Source organism: Agrobacterium sp. El2ro-1b (assembly GCF_048298475.1).
GTDB classification, from domain to species: Bacteria; Pseudomonadota; Alphaproteobacteria; order Rhizobiales; family Rhizobiaceae; genus Agrobacterium; species Agrobacterium fabrum.
Genome location: NZ_CP103458.1, coordinates 2111164 through 2129981, shown reverse-complemented (window position 1 = coordinate 2129981; position 18818 = coordinate 2111164). Strand labels below are relative to the sequence as shown.

Below are 18818 nucleotides of genomic sequence, written 5' to 3'. Positions count from 1 at the left end.
GATTTTTCATGTCGATCGGAACAGCCCGTTACCAAAATTCGGCATGGGCGCAAGGAAGCTATATTAATTTCTTCGGTAACTAACGTCGATTTTTTGCGCCTCCCCGGAGGCTGCCTTGAGGATCATTGTGAGATGGAGATGGCGTTTGTCGTAAACGAACACGGCTTTGAGGACGGTTTCACTGCTTCTGCCGTTTTGGTCGCGCCGCCACACTCCGGAACCCAGAAATGAAGGCAACTCCCTGTCTGAAAACGGCTCTGTCGGTTTCACGGTAGCGCGCCAACCATTATTCGAGACGACCTCAAAAGTATCGTCCATTTGCTGGATGGTGATCGAGCACTTTCCGCACTCTCCGGAGTTGGATCGCACCTGTCGCCAAGTTCCTGAAATGGCGTTATTTTTCTCAAAAGAGAAGGCGGAACCAAGAATAGTGATAAATATAAGTATTGTTGATAAAATTCTTATATACGCCATGCTAAATCCAATTATTATTGTAATATAGTTTTAGTAATTCGGCGATTTTATAATAGTTATCCTAATTCTGGCGATGCGGTAAAGTCAAATATTTCCAGGCAAGGTTTGCTCGACAAGCTTTTCAAGCAGGAAGTCTGCGCGCTTGCCAACGCTCAGCTTCGGCACTATCACTGTTTCATAGTCCAGCCGGGCATAGTCCCGAACCAGGCGCTCATATTCCTCAACCGCCGCATCGAAACCGTGTTTGCGCTCATCATCGCCGTGGTAGATTTCCGGCCAGGGTGGGGTGAGGAAGACCAGAGAATTATAGCGGTGCGCATGGCGCAGCGTATCGATGAAGTGATCGCCGCTTATATGGTGAAGTGCTGAGGCGGCGTCGATCAGGCCGCGGTCGAAGAAGACGAGGCCATCCTTTGGGGTCACCTGCCGGTCTTCGAGGGCCATGGCGATGGCCCGGCGGGCGAAAGCCTGCATGTCGATCCAAGGCAGGGCCACGCCGCCATCGCGGGTTTCCTCGATGACGATGCGGCGGCCCGGCTCTTCCACGGTGGCAAAACCGCGCCGGGCAAGTTCGGCAAGCAGGGTGGATTTGCCGCCGCCGGAGCAGCCGGAAAGGATGATGAAACGGTTCATGGGTGTTTATTCCTGTGTTGGGGATCAGGTGGAGCGGGGGAATTGAGGGGGAATAGGTGGCCGCTTGTTTCTTCTCCCCGCCGGGGAGAAGGTGGCCCGAAGGGTCGGATGAGGGGGCTAGCTCTCCGGATATATCTACCGTCGCCCCCTTATCCCGCTGCCGCGGACTTCTCCCCCTCGGGGAGAAGAAACAAGTGGCGCGGGCTCGCCTGAAAGCGAGTGCTCGGAAGGATGTCAGCAGCAGCCTAGTACATAAGGCGTTGGAATTCACCCCTGATGCAGAACATGCGCCGCCTTGACGGCCGCCGAAGCACGGTTTTCCACGCCGAGCTTCACATATATCTGTTCCAGATGTTTGTTCACGGTTCTGGCGGAAAGGCCGAGGATTTCGCCGATGTCGCGGTTGGATTTGCCCTTGGCGATCCATAACAGCACTTCGGATTCGCGCGTCGTCAGGGCGAAGTGGTCCTTGAGCAGATTGTCGTCGGATTTCTCATTGGCGGCAGTCAGACGGAAGAGATATTCGTCCGGCCCCATGGCGCCGAGGAAGGAGAGTTGCAAAGCGGGCCGCCCGGCTTGCGTGATCGTCAGCGGCGTGTCGCGGGCGGCATCCACCGTCGCGCGCTCCTTCAGCCAGCCGGAAATATGGGCGACGACGATCTCCAGCCCGTCATCGCGGCCGGTGGCGGCATTGACCAACCGCGTTGCCTGTGGGGTGGACCAATGGATCGCGCCATTGGCGCGCACGGCGAGCAGGTGGCGGCCGGCGGCATCGAGCGCCACGCGGGCGCTCTGGGCGGAGCGGGCATTGGAGAGATGTACGCGGATGCGGGCGCGCAGCTCATCGATGTTGATCGGCTTCGTCAGATAGTCGACGCCGCCGGACTCCAGCGCCCGCACCACATGTTCGGTTTCCGTCAGCCCGGTCATGAAGATGACAGGTACCTGCGCCACCGCCGCATTGGCCTTCAGCCGGCGGCAGGTCTCGAAACCGTCCATGGCTGGCATGACGGCATCGAGCAGGATGATATCGGGGGTGATGCGTTCGGCAATGTTGAGGGCGGCCTGTCCCGAGGTGGCGATCAGCGCTGAAAAACCTGACTGTTCCAGCGCATCGGTGAGGAACCCCAGCGCTTCCGGGCTGTCATCCACCAGCAGGACGATATCTCTTGGAGCCGCTGCCTGACCGCTCATGCCTTGCCGTCCCCTATGTTGTTGTTATCCGCAAAACGCTTGAGAAAATCGGCATAACCCGTGAGATCGAAGGCCTGCACATAGGTGCCGAGCTCCTGCGTGAAGGGCAGATTGTCCGTGTTGCGGGCGAGATCGGCAAGTTTCGCCTCTATGCCGCGTATGTAGCCGATTTCGCCGAGCCGCTGCAAATCCTGGATATGGATAGCGCCGGGATGGATGATCTGCGGTGCGGGCTGTGGCGCGGCTGGTGGCGGCATATCCGTCTCGTAAATCCATTTCAGGCCGAGATGCACCGCAAGCCTGTCGCAAAGGTGGCGGATATCCACCGGCTTGGCGATGGCGTCGTTGTGGTTATCTTCGCCGGCGCCCGCGACGGCGCCATCGCCGATATTGGCTGAGAGCATGATGAGCGGGGCGGTCTGGCCCGCCTCGCGAAGTTTTGTCACAAGCTGCCAGCCGGTCATGCCGGGCATGGAAATATCGATGAGGAAAAGATCGGGTTTCACGCCTTCGATCAGCGTCAGGCATTCCGGTCCGCTCTGGGCGGTCAGCACCACGAAATCCAGTGGCGAGAGCACCTGCCGCATCAGCTCGCGGTGGTCCTCGTTGTCGTCCACCACGACGATGGTGCGGCGTGGGCCGGAATAGGAGCGGATGGTCTTTTCCGGCGCAGGGGCGGTGCTTGGCCGGTGGACGGCGGAAAGCATCAGGCGGACGCGGAAGGTGGAGCCTTCGTCTTTTTCGCTGGAGACGGAAATTTCGCCGCCGAGCGTGTTGGTCAGAAGCCTGGTGATGGTAAGCCCGAGGCCGAGACCCGGCATTGGCCGCACGCTTTCGGCCTCGCCGCGCTGGAAGGGTTCGTAAATGCGGGCGAGGTCTTTTTCGGCAATGCCGCGGCCGGTATCGGACACGGTGAAACTTGCCACCTGGCTGCGATAGGCGACATCGAAGGTAACGCTGCCCTCATCGGTGAACTTTATGGCGTTGGAGAGCAGGTTGACGAGGATCTGGCGTAGCCGCTTTTCGTCGGTGCGGACATATTGCGGCAGAGCGGCGGTGCGCTCGTGGCGGAATTCCAGCCCCTTGGCCTGCGCCTGCGGGCGGAACATATCAACGACCTGATCGAGGAAGTCCTTGATATTGATCTCGTTGGAATAGACCTGCAGACGGCCGGCCTCGATCTTGGAGATATCGAGAAGCCCGTCGATCAGGCCCGACAGATGATCGGCGGAGCGGCGGATGACCTTGATGGCCGATTGCCGGGGGGCGGGAATGGTCTCGTCGCGCTCGAGAATCTGGGCGTAACCAAGAACGGCGTTCAGCGGCGTGCGCAGTTCATGGCTGAGGCCGACGACATAACGGCTCTTGGCACGGTTGGCAGCCTCAGCCGTTTCCTTGGCGTCCTGAAGGGCGGCATCGGTCTTCTTGTGGGCGGCGATTTCTTTCAGCAGCAGCGTGTTCTGGCGCGAGGATTCCTCTTCCGCCACCACCCGGCTGTCATGGGCAAGCACAAGGAACCAGCAGACGATGCCGGCAATGACGGCAAAGACGAAAAACACGATGAGGATGGTGCGGTTCACCACGTCAGCCGTCGCCGGCGAGGCGGTGCCGACCTGATGGGCGATCAGCGCCAATATGCCGCCGATCGCGGTGACGGCGATGGCTGACGCCATGCCGTACCGTCCGAGTCGGGTGGCGAGCTTTGCCACCAGTTGCCGGGGCAGGAAGGTTTTTGCGACGCTTGCCACCTGATAGTTCAGCTTCGCCTTGGGCTTGCACATGTCGTGACAACGGCTGTCCAGCGAGCAGCAGAGCGAACAGATCGGCGCGGCATAGGCCGGGCACCACGCCATATCTTCCGGCTCGAAAGGGTGTTCGCAGATCGAGCAGGTGATGCTGCTTTCCTGCCGCCATTTCTGGCGCGGCTTGCGGGCGAGATAGAACTTGCCCTTGGTTGCAAAGGCGAGGGCGGGGGAGGCGATGAAGGCGACGATGAGCGTCAGATAGGGTGCCAGCGAGGCAGCGAGCGGGCCGAAGGTGCCGAAATGCGCCATGAGCGCAATGGTGGCTGAAAGCGCCATGGAGCCGACGCCGACGGGGTTGATATCGTAGAGATGGGCGCGCTTGAATTCGATGCCGGGCGGGGCAAGGCCAAGCGGTTTGTTGATGAAGAGATCGGCCGAGATGGTGCAGAGCCATGCCATGGCGATGATGGAGAAGATGCCGAGCGTTTCTTCCAGCAGGCGGTAGATGCCGAGCTCCATCAGAAGCAGCGCGATCGCCACATTGAAGACCAGCCAGACGACGCGCCCGGGGTGGCTGTGGGTGAGGCGCGAGAAGAAATTCGACCAGGCGAGCGAACCCGCATAGGCGTTCATCACGTTGATCTTCAGCTGCGAGACGACCACGAAGGCGACCATCAGCAGCATGGCCGCCGTCTCGTTGGGGATCATGTAACCGAAGGCGGTGAGATACATCTGCGCCGGATCGGCGGCGCGGTCCACAGAGACGCCGGAGCTGAAGGTGAGGACCACGAGGAAGGAGCCGGCGAGCAGCTTCGGCACGCCGACGACCACCCAGCCGGCACCTGCCAGAAACACGGCGATGCGGTGGCGCAACCGGCTCTGGCCTTCGGCGGGCAGAAAGCGCAGGAAATCCACCTGCTCGCCGATCTGCGACATCAACGCCAGGATGACAGCAGACGCCGCGCCGAATTCGACCAGATTGAAGTCAGCCACCGTGCCCGGTGGACCGGAGGCATGGTGAATGCCGGAGAAGGCCCGCCACAGATCGTATTTTTCCCAGTCCATCAAGGCGATGAAGATGAAGGGCAGGATGTTCAGCACGATCCAGAAGGGCTGGGTGATGATCTGGAAACGGCTGATCAGCCGCACGCCATGGGTGACGAGCGGAATGACCATGACGGCGGAGATGATGTAGCCGATCCAGAGCGGTATGCCGAGCGCCAGTTCCAGCGCGCCGGACATGATGGACGCCTCGATGGCGAAGAGCATGAAGGTGAAGGCGGCATAGATCAGCGAGGTGATGGTGGAGCCGATATAACCGAAGCTTGCGCCGCGCGTCAAAAGATCGATATCGACGCCGTGGCGGATGGCGTAGCGGCTGATCGGCAGGCCGACGGCGAGCATGGCGACGGCCGCGACGATGATGGCGTAAAAGGCGTTGGTGGTGCCGTAGGAGAGCGTGATGGCGCCGCCGATGGCTTCCAGCGCCAGAAAGGAAATCGCGCCGATGGCCGTGTGGGAAATGCGGTTGGAGGAAAATTGCCGGGCGCTTTTGGCGGTGAAGCGCAGCGCATAATCTTCCAGCGTCTGGTTGGCGACCCAGCGGTTATATTCGCGCCTGACGGGGATGATGCGTTGCCGTGCGGCCATGGCTATCGAGCGCCTTTCCGCAACGGGCTTCTCACAGCCGCACCGACATGCCGCCGTCCACCGTCAATATGTGGCCGTTGACGAAGGAGGCCGCGTCGCTGGCGAGAAACAGGGCAGCTCCGGCGATTTCATCCGGCCTGCCCCAACGCTCCAGCGGCACGCGCAGCTTGGCAAAGGCCAGCATGTCAGGATTTTCGGCAAGGGCGGCATTGGTTTCTGTCGCGAACATGCCGGGCGCGATGGCGTTGCTGGTGATGCCGCGCGCGCCATATTCCACGGCAATCGCCCGCATCAGCCCTGTTAGCCCCTGTTTGGCGACGGGATAGATCGCATCGCCCGGCCGGACGATATGGCCGAGAATGGAAGTGATGGTGATGATGCGGCCGTAGCCGTTGGTGTTCATCGCCTCTGCGGCATCGCGCGACAGCGAGATGGAGGAGGTTAGGTCGGTGCGGATCAGCTCCAGCACGTCGTCGTCGGTAAATTCGGCAAGCGGGCGGCGGTCGCGCGCGCCGACATTGTTGACGAGAATATCGAGATGGCCGGCCTCATCCATGATGCGGCGGACAAGGGCGCTGCCTGCAGCCGTGTCGGCAATATCGAAGGCGGCATAATCGGCCTTTCCGCCCGCCTTGCGCAGCGTGTCGACCGCCTGTTGCAGCGTCTCGGCGTTGCGGCCGGTCAGCCACACATGGGCGCCCGCCTCGGCGAAGGCTTTGGCGATTTCGAAACCGAGGCCACGACCGCTGCCGGTGATGATGGCGGTGCGGTTTTGAAGAGAGAATTTCTGGAGAATGCCCATCGCTCACCTTCTTGCTTGACGTGCTGCAACTTCGTCGAGTTTGCGCCTAAGGAAGAATATGACGGGCGGGGCAGAGGGCGAAAAGGTCGCCTGTCGGGCCTGTCCGTTCGGTGGACATAAAAATGGCGTCGCCCGGTTGCGGGCGACGCCATGCCTTAAGTTATCAGGCAGCAGCCGACTTTGCGAGCGGCACTTCAGCGATCGTCTTCAGAACGACGGAAGCGATCTGGTAAGGGCAGCCCTGCGAGTTCGGACGACGGTCTTCGAGGTAACCACGGTAACCGTTGTTGACGAAGGAGTGCGGAACGCGGATCGAGGCGCCACGGTCTGCCACGCCATAGGAGAACTTGTTCCACGGAGCGGTTTCGTGCTTGCCGGTCAGGCGCAGATGGTTGTCCGGACCGTAAACGTCGATGTGCTCCTGCCAGTTCTTGGCGAAAGCGGCCATGAGGGCTTCGAAATAGTCCTTGCCGCCAACTTCGCGCATGAACTTGGTCGAGAAGTTGCAATGCATGCCGGAGCCGTTCCAGTCGGTATCGCCGAGCGGCTTGCAATGGAATTCAACGTCGATGCCGTACTGTTCGCAAAGACGCAGCAGCAGGTAACGGGCGATCCAGATCTGGTCGGCGGCGCGCTTGGAGCCCTTGCCGAATACCTGGAATTCCCACTGACCCTTGGCCACTTCGGCGTTGATGCCTTCATGGTTGATGCCGGCTTCGAGGCAGAGATCGAGGTGCTCTTCAACGATTTCGCGGGCAACAGAACCGACGTTCTTGAAGCCGACGCCGGTGTAATACGGACCCTGCGGAGCGGGGTAACCCTGTTCCGGGAAGCCGAGCGGGCGGCCGTCCTGGTAGAAGAAATATTCCTGTTCGAAACCGAACCATGCATCTTCGTCTTCGAGGATCGTGGCGCGGCTGTTCGATGCATGCGGGGTGACGCCATCGGGCATCATGACTTCGCACATGACGAGCGCGCCGTTGGTGCGGGCCGGATCCGGGTAGATCGCAACGGGCTTCAGCACGCAATCCGACGAGTGGCCTTCGGCCTGCTGGGTGGAGGAGCCATCAAAACCCCAAAGCGGCAGCTGCTCGAGTGTGGGGAATTCATCGAATTCCTTGATCTGTGTCTTGCCGCGCAGATTTGCGACCGGCTTGTATCCGTCCAGCCAGATGTACTCGAGTTTGAACTTAGTCATTACGAACCTCTCATAGGTAACAATGCGAAGCCTTGAGGCTTGCCGTGGCTTTTGCCACCGGAAGCACATTCGCGTTCAAGGGCTGACCCCTTAGATGCATGCCGCGTGCCAGATTGGCGATATCAGCCGATTTTTTCGAAAAATCTTTCAGGGGCCTTGGCGCGCAAGGGCTGCAATATTGGCGATGCCCGCTTCTGTTGCACTGCGGCAGGCAAATTCACCCCTCATGTTTCATCATTGAATCCTGATAGATAGCCGGCATCCTCAGCTGAAATGCCCTGCTGCGATGCAATGATTTCGATTGCGCGCGACGGATTGGCATTTGCCCCAAAAACTGGCGCTTTCGGAATGGTTTTTCTTGCTGATTGACCGTTTAATGCCTATATTTTTCGCAACGTGATTTTTTTTTAATCAAGCGGAGCGAATCCAGTCTTTGCGGGTTTGCTCCAGACCTAAATGTTTCGATGCAAACAAAGTGAGATGGTCGATATGGCAACTGGCTTTCATCGCGAGACGGCAACGATCTTTCAATTCCCGGTTGGCGGGCGTGCGGGCGTTTCCAAGTTCCGCAATAGCGGGCTGAGCGAGCTTGAGCGTGAGGCAAAGGAGCCGCACGTGGATTTCGGCTCCTGGTATCATGACGACGCGATCCGTGACGAAGAGCGGGACGGCAAGCCGCATTCTTGATGGTCGTATTCCTTATATGAGGCGGTGCCGCGCATTTCTTCTCCCCGCGGGGGAGAAGGTGGCCCGAAGGGTCGGATGAGGGGGCGAGCTCTCCGTATATCTCGACCGTTATCCCCTCATCCCGCTGCCGCGGACTTCTCCCCCTCGGGGAGGAGAAACAAGTGGAGATGTCTCGCTCCACATATGCTCTCGTGTCTCACCCCACACCTCCTCCTGCCGCTTTCGCCACCCCGCCTACGTCAATTGACGTATACGGTTTCGCATCCGCGAGATCGATAGTCCCTCCCAGCAGCGGCCGCAGATGCCGCTGAGCCTCCACGAGAGGCCAACAAGGAGAGGGGTTCTTCCGATGATGTTCCGCAAGACGCTTAGTGCTGCGCTGCTTGGCGCTATCCTGTCCACCACCGCCTTCCATGGCGCTTTTGCCGCAGACGACACCATCAAGGTTGGCGTGCTGCATTCGCTGTCCGGCACCATGGCGATTTCAGAGACAACGCTGAAGGATGCCATGCTGATGCTCATCGACGAGCAGAACAAGAAGGGCGGCGTTCTCGGCAAGAAGCTCGAAGCCGTGGTCGTCGATCCGGCCTCCGACTGGCCGCTATTTGCCGAAAAGGCCCGCCAGCTGATTTCGCAGGACAAGGTCGCCGCCGTTTTCGGCTGCTGGACGTCGTCCTCGCGTAAATCCGTTCTGCCTGTTTTCGAAGAGCTGAACTCGATCCTGTTCTATCCGGTTCAGTACGAGGGTGAAGAATCCTCGCGCAACATCTTCTACACCGGTGCCGCACCGAACCAGCAGGCCATTCCGGCTGTCGATTATCTCGCCAGCACCGAAGGTGTGGAGCGCTGGGTTCTGGCCGGCACGGACTATGTCTATCCGCAGACCACAAACAAGATCCTGAAGGCCTACCTGATGTCGAAGGGCGTCAAGGAAGAGGACATCATGATCAACTACACGCCGTTCGGTCACTCCGACTGGCAGACGATCGTCTCCGACATCAAGAAATTCGGCTCGGCCGGCAAGAAGACCGCCGTGGTGTCCACCATCAATGGTGACGCCAACGTGCCGTTCTACAAGGAACTGGCCAACCAGGGCGTCAAGGCCGAGGATATCCCGGTCGTCGCCTTCTCGGTGGGTGAGGAGGAACTTGCTGGTCTCGACACAGCACCGCTGGTCGGCCACCTTGCGGCCTGGAATTACTTCCAGTCCGTCGATGCACCTGTGAATGCCGAATTCATCAAGACCTGGCATGCCTTCACCAAGAACGACAAGCGCGTGACCAACGACCCGATGGAAGCCGCCTATATCGGTTTCAACGCCTGGGTAAAGGCTGTCGAATCCGCCGGCACCACCGATACGGACAAGGTGCTCGACTCGATTATCGGCGTCTCCGTGCCGAACCTTTCGGGCGGTTACTCCACCGTGATGCCGAACCACCACATCACCAAGCCGGTGCTGATCGGCGAAATCCAGGCCGATGGGCAGTTCGAGATCGTGCAGCAGACGCCGCAGGTTGTGGGCGACGAATGGTCGGATTACCTGCCGGACTCGAAGGATCTGATTTCGGATTGGCGGAAGCCGATGTCGTGCGGGAACTTCAATGTGGCGACGGGCAAGTGCGGCGGTAAGGGTAGCTGATTAGCGGGGTTGGTGCCGCCCCTCGCAGGAGGGGCGGAGGACTTATTTGGTTTTTTTCATTCCAAACTGAACAAGCATGCCCCCCTCTGCCCTGCCGGGCATCTCCCCCACAGGTGGGGAGATCGGCAAGGCGCACTGCCGCCACTTCACTCTCGAGCTTCGAGATGGCGAGACCTCTCCACGGGTCGATCTCCCTCCTTGTGGGGGAGATGCCCGGCAGGGCAGAGGGGGGTGGGCCGCATATTCCAGCAGCGCCACAATAAACGCCCCATCGCAAACCGCTCCAAGGACCCCGACATGACGATCCGATCTTTTCTCGGAGCCATCTTCCTCTGGTTCACCCTGGGGATCGCAGCCCACGCCGTCGCGCAAAGCGATCCGAAGGCGCTGATCGACCAGCTCGGCACGGCTGACTTCAAGCAGGCCGAAACGCTGATCGGCCAGATCGCCGCAACGGGCGACGCACGGGTGGTTCCGGCGCTGGAGGCCTTCGCTTCGGGCGATCTTTACGTGCGCAAGTCCGACAATCTGGTTTTCATGACGAAGCCGTCGGGTTCCAATTTCACGCTCATCGATCCGCTGACCGGCGAAAGCGCGGGTGAGGCGCCCAAGGCTGCTGTCACGAAGATCCGGGTCAACAACACTCTTCGCCGCGTCATCCGTGCCGCGATGGGCGGCTTGACGCTGCTCAGCCCGGAACGCTCGGTGCGGCTTTCCGCCGCCGATGCGGTTCTGAAAGCCCCGAGCGCCGAAAATCTGGAATTGCTGGAAGCGGCCATATCAAAGGAAACCGACAAAGAGGTGCGGACCCGGATGGAGGAGGCGCGGGCTGTCTCGCTGCTCTCCTCCGACCGCCCCCTCGAGGTGAAGAAAGAAGCGATCGCCACCATCAAGGCGCTTGGCGGACGCGATGCGATCAGCATTCTGATGGCGGCGACGCCATCCGTCGATCCAAGCTTGAAGCCCGATGTGGACGAGGCGATTTCCAGCATCGAAAGCGCGCTGGCCTTCTGGGATTATGCGCAGAACATCTGGTACGGCCTGTCGCTCGGTTCCGTGCTGCTGCTCGCCGCCATCGGCCTTGCCATCACCTTCGGCGTGATGGGCATCATCAACATGGCGCATGGCGAGATGGTGATGATCGGCGCTTACTCCACCTTCATGGTGCAGGAAGTGATCCGTTCCCATTTCCCCGGCCTGTTCGACTGGTCGTTGGCGATTGCCTTGCCAGTCGCCTTTCTGGTGACAGGTTTTGTCGGCCTTATGATGGAGCGCGGCGTCATCCGCTTCCTCTACGGACGACCGCTGGAAACGTTGCTTGCCACCTGGGGCATCTCGCTGATGTTGCAACAGGGCGTGCGCTCCATTTTCGGCCCCACCAACCGGGAGGTTGGCAGCCCCGGCTGGATGTCCGGCTCCTTCAGCGTTGGTTATCTCAATTTCACCTGGAACCGGGTGTGGATCGTCTGCTTCTCGCTTTCGGTGTTCTTCGCGCTGCTGGTGCTTCTGAAGCGTTCCGCCTTCGGATTGCAGATGCGTGCCGTGACCCAGAACCGCCGCATGGCCTCGTCCATGGGTATCCGCACCCCTTGGGTGGACGCCTTCACCTTTGCGCTCGGTTCGGGCGTTGCCGGTCTTGCGGGCGTTGCGCTGTCGCAGATCGACAATGTCTCGCCCAATCTCGGCCAGAGCTACATCATCGATAGTTTCATGGTGGTGGTGTTCGGCGGCGTCGGCAATCTCTGGGGAACGCTGGTGGGAGCCCTGTCGCTCGGCGTGCTCAACAAGTTCCTCGAGCCGACGGTGGGCGCGGTGCTTGGCAAGATCCTCGTGCTCGTCCTCATCATCCTGTTCATCCAGAAGCGGCCGCGTGGTCTCTTCGCACTCAAGGGAAGGGCGATCGAAGCATGATTACCGGCTTCCTCCTGCGCGCGCTCGATCGCCGCATTTCCATCGCCATCGGCATCATTCTGGCCATCGCCGTCCTGGTGCCCGCCTCCAACCTGCTTTTGCCGGAGGGCAGCGCGTTCCGCATCCCGACCTATATCATGTCGATGCTGGGCAAATATCTGGCCTATGCGCTGCTGGCGCTGGCGCTTGATCTCGTCTGGGGTTATTGCGGCATTCTTTCGCTTGGCCACGCCGCCTTCTTCGCGCTTGGCGGTTATGCCATGGGCATGTATCTGATGCGGCAGATCGGCACGCGCGGCGTTTATGGCCATCCCGTGCTGCCTGACTTCATGGTGTTCCTCAACTGGAAGGAACTGCCGTGGTTCTGGCAGGGCTTCGACATGTTCTGGTTTGCGGCGCTGATGGTGCTTGTCGTACCGGGGCTGCTGGCCTTCGTGTTCGGCTGGTTCGCCTTCCGCTCGCGCGTCAACGGCGTTTACCTCTCCATCATCACCCAGGCCATGACCTACGCCCTGCTGCTTGCCTTCTTCCGCAACGACATGGGTTTCGGCGGCAATAACGGCCTCACCGATTTCAAGGATATCCTTGGCTTTTCCGTGCAGGCGGATGGCACCCGCGCCGTGCTGTTTGCGGTGACGGCGGTGATGCTGGCGCTTTCACTGCTGATTGCATCCGGTATCGTCAATTCCAAATTCGGCAAGGTGCTGGTGGGCGTGCGGGACGCCGAAAGCCGGGTGCGTTTCCTCGGTTTCCGGGTGGAAAACATCAAGCTTTTCACCTTCGTTGTCTCGGCGATGATGGCGGGTATTGCCGGTGCGCTGTTCGTGCCGCAGGTGGGCATCATCAACCCCGGCGAATTTTCTCCCGCCAACTCCATCGAGGTGGTGGTGTGGACGGCAGTCGGAGGGCGCGGCACGCTGATCGGGCCGATCATCGGCGCGCTGCTGGTCAATGGCGGCAAGAGCTATTTCACCGGCGCTTTCCCTGAATTCTGGTTGTTTGCGCTGGGTGGGCTGTTCATCGCGGTGACGCTGTTCTTCCCCAAGGGCATCGTCGGCACAATCCAGCATTATCTGGCCGGGCGGCGCGAGAAGCGTGTCGCGCGGGCGGCGGCGGGGACCAAGCAGCCGGGCAACGACAGTGCGGCAACGGCAGCGCAACAGGCGGCGGAGTAAGCCCATGCCCATGAACACGGTTTCCGAAAACAGAACGAAAAGCCTGCTTTATCTCGATGGCGTCTCCGTCTCCTTCGATGGATTCAGAGCGCTGAACTCCCTCTCCTTCGTGGTCGAGCCGGGCGAGCTTCGCGCCATCATCGGCCCGAATGGCGCGGGCAAGACGACGATGATGGACATCATCACCGGCAAGACGCGGCCGGATACGGGCACGGTGCTGTTTGAAGACAGCATCGATCTCACGAAGAAGGACGAGGCTGACATCGCTCAGCTCGGCATCGGCCGGAAATTCCAGAAGCCGACGGTGTTCGAAAGCCACACTGTCTGGGACAATCTGGAACTGGCGCTGAACCGCAAGCGCGGTGTCTTCGCCACGCTGTTCTACCGGCTGACGGAGGAAGACAAGGCACGCATCGAGGACATCCTCGCCACCGTGCGGCTTGGCCACCGTCGCGGCGATCTCGCCGCCAACCTCTCGCACGGTCAGAAACAATGGCTTGAGATCGGCATGCTTCTGGCGCAGGAGCCGAAGCTGCTTTTGGTGGACGAGCCGGTGGCGGGCATGACGGATGCGGAGACAGCCGAAACCGCCGTGCTGCTTAAGGAAATCGCAAAGACCCGTTCGGTGGTGGTGGTGGAGCACGACATGGGCTTCATCCGCGAGCTGGGGGTGAAGGTGACGTGTCTTGCAGAAGGCTCGGTGCTGGCGGAAGGGTCGATCGATTTCGTGTCGAGTGATCCGAAGGTGATCGAGAATTATCTGGGGCGCTAGAAAGAGCGGAGCCTCTACTTGTGCCTGTAATAATAACCGGATTTAAGTTGAAAAATTTAAAATCTGGAGTTGATCTGATGGCGTTGATTGGAATTCTGGTTATGGCAATCGGTGCTGCGGCTGTCTGGTATTGGCGGTTGAAGATGGTGCGTGAGGCGGGTAGCGAGATCATCGATACCGTCGAGAAAATGCGCGGCGCTTATAAGCGCAGATCGTTTCGCAAGAAGGCCGAAGTTGCTCCGATTGCCTCTATCCGTGATCCTGCCATTGCTGCGGTGGCATTTTTCATGTGCCTTGCGAACGAAAAGCCGATGTATCTCGAGATGGCGAAAAATGTCGTCCGAGACAGGATGAAAGGCATCATCCCGCCGGCTGACATGGAGGAAGTGATCGTCTTTGGGGAATGGGCGTCCAGAAACGTCGTTAATCCTGAAGACCCTATCCGCAGGTTTCGCGATTTATGGGCAAATGCGCTCGATTTCGATGAAAGACGTCAACTGATCGATATCGCCGAAGATGTCAGCCGGGTGGGGGGTGACAAGACCTCCGGGCAGGACCTTGCTCTGCAGGCTTTGCGACGAACATTACTGAATTAGAACAGGTGGATGAAATGCTGACAGTCGAAAACATCAACCTCCACTACGGTGCGGCGCAAGCCCTGCGCGGCGTGTCGCTGAAAGCGGAGATGGGCAAGATCACCTGCGTCCTCGGCCGTAACGGCGTCGGCAAAAGCTCGCTCTTACGTGCCGTCACCGGTCAGCATGCCACCAGTGGCGGGGCGATCAACTTTGAAGGAGCGCCGCTTGACGGGCTGGCGCCCTATCACCGGGCCAAACGCGGTGTCGGTTATGTGCCGCAGGGACGGGAAATATTTCCGTTGCTCAGCGTGCAGGAGAACCTCGAAAGCGGTTATGCGCCGCTGCCGCGCAAGGAACGGTTCATTCCCGATGATATTTTCAGCCTGTTTCCGGTGCTGCAAACCATGCTGTCGCGGCGCGGTGGTGACCTCTCTGGCGGCCAGCAGCAGCAGCTTGCGATTGGCCGGGCGCTGGTGACGCGGCCGAAGATCCTCGTTCTCGATGAGCCGACCGAGGGCATCCAGCCGTCGATCATCAAGGATATCGGACGCGCGATCAAATATCTGCGCGATTCCACCGGCATGGCGATCCTGCTGGTCGAGCAATATCTGGATTTCTGCCGCGAGCTTGCTGACTATGTTTACATCATGGACCGCGGTGAAATCGTGCATGAAGGGCTGGCCGAGACGCTGGATACGCCCGAGGCGCGGCGTCATCTGACAGTATAATCGGAGAGTAAAAGCGCTGCGCGCCGATCACGGCGTGCAAACGGCCGATTAATATTTTGAAAGCCTATGCGCCTCTGCATGGCTTTTATGCGCAATTTTAGCATTTCGTTGAATAAAAGCCTGTGATATTGGCAGCGCATATGCTGCATGCGAGACACAGGAAAAGTCTATTCGCACGCCGCGACAGTTGATCCCTTACATTCCATGCACCTCCGACGTATTGTCGGAGACATAATGCCAATAAAGGCGTGTCAATGCATCAAGACTTTGCAACTGGCCGGGCTGCCCGGTTCTTCCGCTCCGCCCGCACCCTGGTTCTCGGCCTTGCGATGTGCGCGAGCGCCGGAGTCGCAGCGTCGGCATCGACCTGCGGTCAGCTTCCCGGGCCTGGCATGGAGCCGGGCCGGCATGATTTTTCCATTCTCTCTAACGGCCAGAAACGCGACGGCGTCTATTTTGTTCCATCGGCCTATGATGGAAAAAAGCCGCTGCCTGTCGTCTTCGATTTCCATGGCTCCAACAGCAACCCGCATGGGCAGCTGAACCGCAGCGGCTGGGACAAGCTGGCCGAGCGTGATGGCCTTGTGGTCGTGGCGCTGGCCGGCAGCCTCAATGGCGAATTGCCCGGCACCCATGCCTGGAACGTTCCCGGTGTCACCAAACGTCCGGGCGGGCTGGATGAGGTCGGTTTCATCCACGATGCCATCACCATGGTGAAGGGCAAGTTCTGCGTGGATGAGGAGCGCTTTTACGGTTCCGGTTATTCCGGCGGCGGGCGCATGCTGTCGCAATTCATCTGCAGCGGCAACCCGGATTTTAATGCTGCCGGTTTCGTCGCTTCGCTCCGCGCCGGTTATCCGCTGGAGACCGAAGGCAAGTGGGGTCCCGATGCGGCAAGCTGCAAACCGGCGCGGCCGATGTCGATCATTGCATTTGCCGGTCTGAAAGACCCAGCTAATCCCTATCAGGGTGGCGGCAAGTCCTATTGGCAATATAGCGGCGAGACGGCGCTGAAGCGCTGGGCTGAGATGGACGGCTGCAAGGGCGGCGCAAAAACCAAGCCGGGTGAGAGTTTTACTGTCAATTCCTATGACGTCTGCAAGGCTGGCGCGCGCATTCAGTCCTATGTCATCGAGAACTGGGACCATGCCTGGCCGCGCGCCACCATGAAGGCCGAAGTGCTGGCCGCGAGCGCCGTCGTCACCCGCAAGCCGGGCGGCGAGCAGACGCCGAAGGCCGAACCGGCCGTGGAGCGCAAGATGCCCACAGGCGAAGTGACGCGCACGGTTGATGCGGCCGAAAGAATGTGGGATTTCTTCCGCAACACGGAAGGACAGATGGTGGTGGACGCCGTCGTCAAGAAGGATTGCGGCACCAAGGCCAATTCCGCTTCCGCAACCGCTTCGGAGACTGCGTGCAGCCAGAACAGCAAGCCATCGGCGCTTCCGGTTGTGAAGACGCTCAACAACCTGTCCGGCAGCAGCGCGCCCGTGGCAGAGGACGCATTGTAACCAAGGCGGTTGAAGGGCGCAGCCGGCTGGACGAGCTATTTCAGGAAGGCTGCGCCAAAATTCGGCTGCCGGATACGTTTTCAAACGAAGCCGAGGCCATTCTCATCAATTCCTCCGGCGGGTTGACCGGCGGAGACGAGATCGAATGGCAGGCCACAGCCGGTGCCGGCACCTCGCTTGTCGTGACAACGCAGGCCTGCGAAAAGGTCTATAAGGCATCATCAGGCACAGCCACGGTCACCGCCCGCGTTTCCGCCGGGCCGGGCGCGAAGCTGCACTGGTTGCCACAGGAAACCATCCTCTTCGATCGGGCATCGCTCACCCGCCGGCTGGAAGCCGATCTCGACCAATCCTCCGAATTCATCGCCGTCGAAGCCGTGCTGCTTGGCCGAAAGGCCATGGACGAGGCGATGGTGCATGGGCTTTTCCGTGACCGCTGGCGCATTCGCCACGGGGGCAAGCTGGTGCATGCGGAAGAATTGCTGCTTGAGGGCGAGGTGGCGGAGCTGACCGCGAGACCGGCGGTGCTTGCCGGGCAGGTGGCCTTCGCCACGCTGCTTTACATCGGGCCTCTCTCGGAGGCGCTTCTGCCTAAAATCCGGGCTATTGCCGGTGAAAGCGGCGGGGCCAGCGAATGGCAGGGCAAGCTTGTCGTGCGGGTGTCGGCGGCGGACGGCTTCTCGCTGAGAAAATTGCTTTTTCCGATCATTTCGCTCTTGCGAAACGGCGCGCCAGTGCCGAAAGTCTGGAATCTGTAAACCCCCACGGTTGCCTTGTGACAGGCATCCATCGGGGTCTGTCAAATGTCGGATCTGATCTCCTGCAAACCTGCTTTGCGGAGCAGATGCCAAGCTGTGGGACGACGATGAACCTTAGCCCAAGAGAAAAAGACAAGCTGCTGATTTCCATGGCCGCCATGGTGGCGCGCCGCCGGCTGGAGCGCGGCGTGAAGCTCAACTATCCCGAAGCGATTGCGCTGATTAGCGATTTCGTCGTCGAGGGCGCCCGCGATGGCCGCGCCGTTGCCGACCTGATGGAAGCCGGCGCGCATGTGATTTCACGCGATCAGGTGATGGAAGGCATTGCCGAAATGATCCATGATGTGCAGGTGGAAGCGACGTTTCCTGATGGCACCAAGCTGGTGACCGTTCACGAACCGATCCGTTGAGGGGGAAGGCATGGCGCTGGAGCTTCGGCCCAATTGCGAATGTTGCGACCGGGATCTTGCGCCCGATAGCCGGGATGCGATGATCTGCTCGTTTGAATGCACCTTCTGCGTTGATTGTTCGACCGATGTGCTTCAAGGCGCCTGCCCGAATTGCGGCGGAGAGCTGGTTCGCAGGCCGGTCCGCCCGGCGGCAAAACTCGTCAACAATCCGGCGTCAACGAAGCGTGTGCTGAAGGCCGAAGGCTGCGCGGCCGCGACCGCCGCCTGATACAGAAATAAGGGGAGCACCATGAAGCCAGGCGAAATTATTGCCGCAGAAGGCACCATCGAACTCAATGCCGGCCAGCCGACGGTGACGATCGAGGTGGCCAATTCGGGCGACCGGCCGGTGCAGGTGGGCAGTCATTATCATTTCTTCGAGACCAATGCCGGGCTTATTTTCGAGCGCGACAAGGCGCGCGGCATGCGTCTCGATATCCCAGCAGGCACGGCGGTTCGTTTCGAACCCGGCCAGAAGCGGGAAGTAACGCTGGTGCCGCTGTCCGGCAAGCGCGAGGTTTATGGTTTTCGTCAACAGGTCATGGGGAGGTTATGAGATGGCCAGTGCGCATTATCATGGAAGCTGCCAATGCGGCGACGTCAGCTTCGAGGTCGATGTCGATCTCGACCATACCGTCATCTGCAATTGTTCGCGCTGCAAGCGTCTGGGCTCCACGCTCGCCTTTGCGCCGCGTGAGAAGTTTACCCTGCGTTCCGGCGAGGACAAGCTGAGCGAATATCTCTTCAACAAACACAAGATCCATCATTTTTTCTGCTCCACCTGCGGCATCGAAAGCTTTGCTTATGCCGATGGGCCTGACGGGACGCCGATGGTGGCGGTGAACGCCAATTGTCTTGATGGCGTCGATCCGCGGGCGCTGAAGCCGCAGGCTTTTGACGGCGCGGCGGCCTGA

General features: G+C 60.0%; 19 protein-coding genes. 13 read left to right on the top strand and 6 right to left on the bottom strand.

Going from position 1 to position 18818, the window contains the following annotated elements; all coding sequences use genetic code 11:
- Nucleotides 1–63 precede the first annotated feature (63 nt).
- The 6 genes from NYR50_RS10585 to NYR50_RS10560 all read right to left on the bottom strand — a co-directional run bounded on the left by NYR50_RS10585 (nt 64) and on the right by NYR50_RS10560 (nt 7696).
- Nucleotides 64–474 carry a hypothetical protein gene (locus NYR50_RS10585; protein ID WP_418135909.1) on the bottom strand — a complete coding sequence of 137 codons (411 nt, stop codon included), beginning with the start codon at nt 472–474 and terminating at the stop codon, nt 64–66.
- 84 nt (nt 475–558) lie between these two features.
- Nucleotides 559–1107, bottom strand: a complete 549-nt coding sequence (locus NYR50_RS10580; RefSeq protein ID WP_418135908.1) for an AAA family ATPase — start codon at nt 1105–1107, stop codon at nt 559–561.
- A 267-nt stretch (nt 1108–1374) separates the two neighbouring features.
- Nucleotides 1375–2301 carry a response regulator gene (locus tag NYR50_RS10575; RefSeq protein ID WP_418135907.1) on the bottom strand — a complete coding sequence of 309 codons (927 nt, stop codon included), beginning with the start codon at nt 2299–2301 and terminating at the stop codon, nt 1375–1377.
- A complete protein-coding gene (locus tag NYR50_RS10570; RefSeq protein WP_418135906.1) occupies nt 2298–5696 on the bottom strand; it encodes an ATP-binding protein in 3399 nt (1132 codons plus the stop codon). Before NYR50_RS10570 ends, NYR50_RS10575 begins: the two co-directional genes overlap by 4 nt.
- Nucleotides 5697–5727: 31 nt before the next feature.
- A complete protein-coding gene (locus NYR50_RS10565; protein ID WP_418135905.1) occupies nt 5728–6498 on the bottom strand; it encodes an SDR family oxidoreductase in 771 nt (256 codons plus the stop codon).
- Nucleotides 6499–6661: 163 nt separating this feature from the next.
- On the bottom strand, nt 6662–7696 hold the full coding sequence (locus NYR50_RS10560) for a glutamine synthetase beta-grasp domain-containing protein (RefSeq protein WP_010972309.1): 1035 nt from the start codon (nt 7694–7696) through the stop codon (nt 6662–6664).
- A gap of 480 nt (nt 7697–8176) precedes the next feature.
- On the opposite strand from NYR50_RS10560, the gene NYR50_RS10555 reads away from it, so the two are divergent.
- From NYR50_RS10555 to NYR50_RS10495, 13 genes are all read left to right on the top strand, one after another.
- A complete protein-coding gene (locus NYR50_RS10555) occupies nt 8177–8383 on the top strand; it encodes a DUF2735 domain-containing protein (protein WP_006314993.1) in 207 nt (68 codons plus the stop codon).
- Between the two features lie 349 nt (nt 8384–8732).
- On the top strand, nt 8733–10022 hold the full coding sequence (gene urtA, locus NYR50_RS10550) for an urea ABC transporter substrate-binding protein (RefSeq protein ID WP_418135904.1): 1290 nt from the start codon (nt 8733–8735) through the stop codon (nt 10020–10022).
- Nucleotides 10023–10319: 297 nt separating this feature from the next.
- Nucleotides 10320–11933: an urea ABC transporter permease subunit UrtB gene (gene urtB, locus NYR50_RS10545; protein WP_418135903.1), complete on the top strand. Its 1614-nt coding sequence runs from the start codon at nt 10320–10322 to the stop codon at nt 11931–11933.
- Entirely contained in the window at nt 11930–13108 is a 1179-nt protein-coding gene (urtC, locus tag NYR50_RS10540) for an urea ABC transporter permease subunit UrtC (protein WP_418135902.1), read from the top strand. The genes urtB and urtC overlap by 4 nt, the downstream gene beginning before the upstream one ends.
- A gap of 10 nt (nt 13109–13118) precedes the next feature.
- Nucleotides 13119–13880, top strand: coding sequence for an urea ABC transporter ATP-binding protein UrtD (gene urtD / locus NYR50_RS10535; RefSeq protein ID WP_418137291.1), 762 nt, complete (start codon nt 13119–13121; stop codon nt 13878–13880).
- A gap of 20 nt (nt 13881–13900) precedes the next feature.
- Nucleotides 13901–14476: a hypothetical protein gene (locus NYR50_RS10530; RefSeq protein ID WP_418135901.1), complete on the top strand. Its 576-nt coding sequence runs from the start codon at nt 13901–13903 to the stop codon at nt 14474–14476.
- Between the two features lie 14 nt (nt 14477–14490).
- Nucleotides 14491–15186 carry an urea ABC transporter ATP-binding subunit UrtE gene (urtE, locus tag NYR50_RS10525; RefSeq protein WP_418135900.1) on the top strand — a complete coding sequence of 232 codons (696 nt, stop codon included), beginning with the start codon at nt 14491–14493 and terminating at the stop codon, nt 15184–15186.
- Nucleotides 15187–15440: 254 nt separating this feature from the next.
- Nucleotides 15441–16697: an alpha/beta hydrolase family esterase gene (locus NYR50_RS10520; protein WP_418135899.1), complete on the top strand. Its 1257-nt coding sequence runs from the start codon at nt 15441–15443 to the stop codon at nt 16695–16697.
- Nucleotides 16601–17455 (top strand): urease accessory protein UreD, encoded by an 855-nt coding sequence (locus tag NYR50_RS10515; RefSeq protein WP_418135897.1) that lies wholly within the window; start codon nt 16601–16603, stop codon nt 17453–17455. Before NYR50_RS10520 ends, NYR50_RS10515 begins: the two co-directional genes overlap by 97 nt.
- A 107-nt stretch (nt 17456–17562) precedes the next feature.
- Nucleotides 17563–17865, top strand: a complete 303-nt coding sequence (locus tag NYR50_RS10510) for an urease subunit gamma (RefSeq protein WP_006315002.1) — start codon at nt 17563–17565, stop codon at nt 17863–17865.
- 10 nt (nt 17866–17875) lie between these two features.
- Nucleotides 17876–18133: a DUF1272 domain-containing protein gene (locus NYR50_RS10505; protein ID WP_418135896.1), complete on the top strand. Its 258-nt coding sequence runs from the start codon at nt 17876–17878 to the stop codon at nt 18131–18133.
- 21 nt (nt 18134–18154) lie between these two features.
- Nucleotides 18155–18460: an urease subunit beta gene (locus tag NYR50_RS10500; protein WP_046797816.1), complete on the top strand. Its 306-nt coding sequence runs from the start codon at nt 18155–18157 to the stop codon at nt 18458–18460.
- 1 nt (nt 18461) lies between these two features.
- On the top strand, nt 18462–18818 hold the full coding sequence (locus NYR50_RS10495; RefSeq protein WP_418135895.1) for a GFA family protein: 357 nt from the start codon (nt 18462–18464) through the stop codon (nt 18816–18818).

Bases quoted from the DNA above. Each gene is read 5' to 3' on its own strand.
- NYR50_RS10585 (WP_418135909.1), bottom strand. From the start codon at position 474: ATGGCGTATATAAGAATTTTATCAACAATACTTATATTTATCACTATT.
- NYR50_RS10580 (WP_418135908.1), bottom strand. From the start codon at position 1,107: ATGAACCGTTTCATCATCCTTTCCGGCTGCTCCGGCGGCGGCAAATCC.
- NYR50_RS10575 (WP_418135907.1), bottom strand. From the start codon at position 2,301: ATGAGCGGTCAGGCAGCGGCTCCAAGAGATATCGTCCTGCTGGTGGAT.
- NYR50_RS10570 (WP_418135906.1), bottom strand. From the start codon at position 5,696: ATGGCCGCACGGCAACGCATCATCCCCGTCAGGCGCGAATATAACCGC.
- NYR50_RS10565 (WP_418135905.1), bottom strand. From the start codon at position 6,498: ATGGGCATTCTCCAGAAATTCTCTCTTCAAAACCGCACCGCCATCATC.
- NYR50_RS10560 (WP_010972309.1), bottom strand. From the start codon at position 7,696: ATGACTAAGTTCAAACTCGAGTACATCTGGCTGGACGGATACAAGCCG.
- NYR50_RS10555 (WP_006314993.1), top strand. From the start codon at position 8,177: ATGGTCGATATGGCAACTGGCTTTCATCGCGAGACGGCAACGATCTTT.
- urtA (WP_418135904.1), top strand. From the start codon at position 8,733: ATGATGTTCCGCAAGACGCTTAGTGCTGCGCTGCTTGGCGCTATCCTG.
- urtB (WP_418135903.1), top strand. From the start codon at position 10,320: ATGACGATCCGATCTTTTCTCGGAGCCATCTTCCTCTGGTTCACCCTG.
- urtC (WP_418135902.1), top strand. From the start codon at position 11,930: ATGATTACCGGCTTCCTCCTGCGCGCGCTCGATCGCCGCATTTCCATC.
- urtD (WP_418137291.1), top strand. From the start codon at position 13,119: ATGAACACGGTTTCCGAAAACAGAACGAAAAGCCTGCTTTATCTCGAT.
- urtE (WP_418135900.1), top strand. From the start codon at position 14,491: ATGCTGACAGTCGAAAACATCAACCTCCACTACGGTGCGGCGCAAGCC.
- NYR50_RS10520 (WP_418135899.1), top strand. From the start codon at position 15,441: ATGCATCAAGACTTTGCAACTGGCCGGGCTGCCCGGTTCTTCCGCTCC.
- NYR50_RS10510 (WP_006315002.1), top strand. From the start codon at position 17,563: ATGAACCTTAGCCCAAGAGAAAAAGACAAGCTGCTGATTTCCATGGCC.
- NYR50_RS10505 (WP_418135896.1), top strand. From the start codon at position 17,876: ATGGCGCTGGAGCTTCGGCCCAATTGCGAATGTTGCGACCGGGATCTT.
- NYR50_RS10500 (WP_046797816.1), top strand. From the start codon at position 18,155: ATGAAGCCAGGCGAAATTATTGCCGCAGAAGGCACCATCGAACTCAAT.
- NYR50_RS10495 (WP_418135895.1), top strand. From the start codon at position 18,462: ATGGCCAGTGCGCATTATCATGGAAGCTGCCAATGCGGCGACGTCAGC.